The sequence below is a fragment of the Actinomycetota bacterium genome (assembly GCA_005888325.1).
Lineage (GTDB): Bacteria > Actinomycetota > Acidimicrobiia > Acidimicrobiales > AC-14 > AC-14.
Map to the genome: position 1 here is coordinate 100,584 of VAWU01000018.1, position 4,014 is coordinate 104,597.

A 4,014-nucleotide genomic window follows, 5' to 3' on the forward strand; every position below is an offset into this window, starting at 1 on the left:
CGGAGACTGGTGTTGCCCACCGAGATCTCGTCGCCGTCGGCCAGCCGCTGCTCGCGCACGCCCGCGCCGTTCACCCGCGTGCCGTTGGTCGACCCGAGGTCGACGACCACGAAGTCGGCACCCTGGCGCCGCACCTCGGCGTGACGGCGGCTCACGTTGGGGTCGGTGAGAGGCACTTCGCACTCGGGCAGCCGCCCGATGCAGACCGGCTCGTCGCCGAGCCCGATGCGCTGTCCGTCCGCCAGCACCAGCGAGCCGACGGCCCCGCCTCCGGTCGTCTCCTCGATGGACGCGGACACGCGGAACTGGCCTGCGCCCAGGCCGGCGTCGGCCGTGAGCTCGACGAGCACCGGCCCCACGAACGTGTAGTGCTCCTCGCGGGCGTGTTCACGCGCGTAGTCGGCCAGGTCGCGGGTGAGGCTGTCGGCGAAGCTCTGGAAGTTCTCGTGGTCGGTCGGGCTGACGGCGACGGTGAAGTGGTTGGGCACCATCGTGCCGCGCACGCCGATCGAGCGGTGCTGGTCCATCTCCCGCCGTAGACGTCTCCCGATCTCGACGGGCTGGACACCGCTGCGGAAGGCCTTGGCGAAGACACCCTCGACCAGACGCTCGAGCCGTCGCTCGAACTGCTGCAGACCCATTGAGGGCGGAGCTTACCCAGGCACCAGCGGGCCACTCGATCGACAGCGGTAAGGTGGCGACCCCCACGGGCGAGTGGCGGAATTGGCAGACGCGCAGGATTCAGGTTCCTGTGTCCGAAAGGATGTGGGGGTTCAAGTCCCCCCTCGCCCACCCGTGTTGACCTGCTGCGATACTCGCGCGGCGTCGCGTTGCCAATCGCGCTCGACCCGGTCTTGCTAACGGACTGCTAACGACGGGTCGTCAGGTTCACCGAAGACCAGGCGGGCGACGCGCTCGGCGGCGTCCTCCTCGAGGTCGAGCGTCACGTGCTGGTAGGTGTCGGCAGTGACCGCGAGCGCGCTGTGGCCAAGACGGTCGCCGACGACGCGGGTCGCGACGCCGGCCACCAGGGCCAGGGTCGCGTGGGTGTGGCGAAGATCATGGAGCCGGATCTGCGGCAGGCCGAGCCGTCGAGCGAGGCGAGTGAACGTGCGGGAGATCCACTCGGGGTTCAGGGGCGCTCCGTCCGGCCGAGCGAACACGAGATCGATGTCGTTGTAACCGACACCGACTGCAAGCCGGTCCTCGAGCTGCGCCCGGCGATGGCGCCGAAGGACGGCGACCGTGTCGTCGTCGAGTGCGATCGAGCGCCGGCCCTTGTCCGTCTTCGGCTCGGAGAATGCGGTACCCGTCCGCAGGGGGATGACGGTCTGACGGATGGCAGCGCGTCGGCCGTCGAGGTCGACGTCGGCCCAGCGGAGCCCGAGGCCCTCGCCGCGGCGGGCTCCAGTGAGCGCATAGAACGTCCACAGCGCGGCGTGTGGCGAGTCGCTAACGCCGTTTAGGAAGGCTCGGAGTTGAGGAGCGGTCCACACGTGCATCTCCGGCCGGGAAGCGCGGGGCGGGTCAGCCGCGCTTGCGACGTTGCGGACAACGAGTTGCCAGCGCAGCGCGTCGCGGAGGGCCTTGTGCAGGGTCGCGTGAATGCGCCGGACGGTTGAAGCGCTCAGACCGCGGCCGCCGTCGGCTGGGTGCAACAGCTCACCGTAGAGGGCGTTGATGGCTGGTGACGTGAGCTTCTGAAGTTGGATACCGCCGAGGCGCGGCACGAGGTACTTCCGTACGTGCATGTCGTAGCTGGCGAACGTCGAGGGCCGGATGGTGGCGCGGATCGCTGGTTCCCACTGCTCGAGCAGAAACTGCCCGACGGTAACTCGCGTTGGCTCGATGTACGTCCCGTTCTGCAGGGCCGCGATGAGCTCGTTCGCAGCGTCTTCGGCCAGCTTCTTCGTTCGGTGGCCGCCCTTTGTCTTCTGACGCCGCCGACCGTCGGGGCCGGGCGCGAGCTCGATCCAGTACGTCCAAGTCTTTCCCCGTTTGGCGATATGGCCTCTCACCGGCGTGCTCCCTTCTTGTTGGCGTCTCGCCGACGCCATTCGCGTTGCGTCTGGGCTTGGGCGCAGCTGCTCGAGCAGAACTTCACTCCTGACCGGCGATGCTGTCCGTGGGCAGCGCGGCCTCGTTGTCGGACGAATAGGCGATGACAGGTCTCGTTTTCGCACTCCCGGAACGTCGCATCCTCCGCGATGTGGTTGAAGAGCTGAAGGCACAGCACCGCCTGGAGCGGGTACCGGTAGATGAAGTGCGCTCCGACGGCGACTCGAGGGGTGAACGGCCGCAGGCCGGGATTGAGGAATAGCTCAAAGTTCTCTCGTGCCTGAGCGACCGTCGCAACATCGAAAGCCTCGTCGCGCCATGCGGCGAGCAGTTTCTGCGGTGAGGCGTCGGCTTGGTGAGCCACCCAGAAACCGGCGAGCGCGCGAATGACGCGTAGGTGCAGACGCAACTCGTCAACGTGGTAGGCGTTACGGTCCCTCCACTGCTTCGGGTCAGTGAATTGGGGATAGGCGTGGGAAACCCGAATAAACGCTCGCCGCGCTATCGCCCGATCCTCAGCCTCATGCGCAAGGAAGGGGTAGGAGATCCGAGGCCTGGGGAGCGAGGCGACGAGTTCGCCGGGATGAGCCGGTAGGCCGTAAGTGTTCGCGAAGCTGGCTACGTCGTCAGCATTCCCGAGGTCGAGATCACGGACCTCTCGGAGATAGAGCTCGTCAGGGATCTCGACGACGTCTTCATCGTGACCCTTGCCGGAGCCCCAGCTGCGGTCCTCCTCCACGAGTTCGTCGCTGACGAGCTTGATCGGGAAGCGCGTTGCCATCGGCAGTGGAGCGCCGGGCCGCCAGTCAGTAATACGAAATCTCTCCTTCACACCTAGTCCTCGTGCGTCATAGATTGTCCGTGACCAACGTATATCACGGATGGTCCGAAGGAGGAAGCCCTGATGTTGCCCGATCCGGTGCAGGAGCCCACGATCCCGATCCCCCGCGCCGGCAAGATCCTGAAGATCAGCCGAAGCTCGGCCTACGAGGCGGCGGCGCGCGGTGAAATTCCGACGATCCGGTTGGGGCGTCGGTTGGTCGTGCCCACGGCGAAGCTGCTCGCTCTCCTCGGCATCGACACCGACGCGGCGTGAGCGCGGCAGACCAGCGACTCGCTGCGCCTGCGCAAGAGTTGCCACGACCCGCTCCCGATCGAATCTCGTCGGTCGTGCCGGCCGTTGATTGGTGGCTCGTAACCCGCATTGATGACCCGGACGAAGGCGACGCGTGGTTCAAGCGCGAACGCATCGTGGCCTGGGCCGTCATGCCGAGGTCGATTTCAGTGAACCGACTGGCATGGCCACGGTCGAGGCCCTCGTCCCCGACCTTGAGCGGCCCGGGCATCCTGAGCGTGTAGCGAACTCGATGGAGAACCTCTACGAGATCTACTACTCGGGCGACCGGGATGTGTTCGTGTGCCCGACGCGACCGACCTCCTCGCCCTACGCCGGGCGACAGGAGCTTTTGCAGCCGGTCCCTCGGCGAATTTCGGGACGACCTGAGCTTCCGGGCTTATGACGTTGTCGACATTGCTCACCGACGAACCGCTGCTCCGGCCCGAACAGGGCGAGCGGTTCGTCGACCAACTTTGGTCTGAGCAGTCAGAAGGTTTCGCAGCCTGCGCGTTCGGCCGCGAGCCCTACTACGACGACCACGGCAAGTTCTCGCATCGCAGGTGGGAGGAGAAGCAGTACCGTTGGCCTGGAGAGCGCAGCCGCCTGCTGACGGACGCGCTGGGCATTGCGACGCACGGCGGAGATTCCTATGTGTGCCCACTTCTGATGTCGGAACCGCGCAGACGCCAGGAGCACGCGCTGCCCGGCCGGTTCGCGTGGGCGGACATCGACGGAGAGCTGGGCGACCGCCAGGCGAAGCTCATCGCGCGTTTGGTCCGGGGCGACTCGTTCCTCGTCTCCAGCGGCCGCGGTGTGCATGTCTACGTCGCGCTTGACCA

4 protein-coding genes, 1 tRNA gene and 1 pseudogene (1 of these 6 cut by a window edge) are annotated in these 4,014 nt (G+C 66.6%); 3 read left to right on the plus strand and 3 right to left on the minus strand.

Features of this window, described 5'->3' with window-relative positions:
- Window positions 1–641 (minus strand): annotated as a pseudogene (locus tag E6G06_05190) (DUF2662 domain-containing protein); it reaches 469 nt to the left of the window's first position.
- A 67-nt stretch (window positions 642–708) separates the two neighbouring features.
- Between E6G06_05190 and E6G06_05195 the strand changes: the two are divergent.
- Window positions 709–795 (plus strand) — tRNA-Leu (locus E6G06_05195).
- Window positions 796–857: 62 nt separating this feature from the next.
- On the opposite strand, the gene E6G06_05200 is transcribed toward E6G06_05195, so the two are convergent.
- On the minus strand, window positions 858–2,057 hold the full coding sequence (locus E6G06_05200; protein ID TML92779.1) for a site-specific integrase: 1,200 nt from the start codon (window positions 2,055–2,057) through the stop codon (window positions 858–860).
- On the minus strand, window positions 2,015–2,839 hold the full coding sequence (locus E6G06_05205) for a hypothetical protein (GenBank protein TML92780.1): 825 nt from the start codon (window positions 2,837–2,839) through the stop codon (window positions 2,015–2,017). The genes E6G06_05200 and E6G06_05205 overlap by 43 nt, the downstream gene beginning before the upstream one ends.
- A 123-nt stretch (window positions 2,840–2,962) precedes the next feature.
- Here E6G06_05205 and E6G06_05210 point away from each other — a divergent pair, with 123 nt between their 5' ends.
- The gene (locus E6G06_05210; GenBank protein TML92781.1) at window positions 2,963–3,154 is read left to right on the plus strand and encodes a helix-turn-helix domain-containing protein; all 192 of its coding nucleotides are present in this window, start codon (window positions 2,963–2,965) and stop codon (window positions 3,152–3,154) included.
- Between the two features lie 435 nt (window positions 3,155–3,589).
- Window positions 3,590–4,014: hypothetical protein (locus E6G06_05215; protein TML92782.1), on the plus strand; the 425-nt coding region annotated here is incomplete at its 3' end.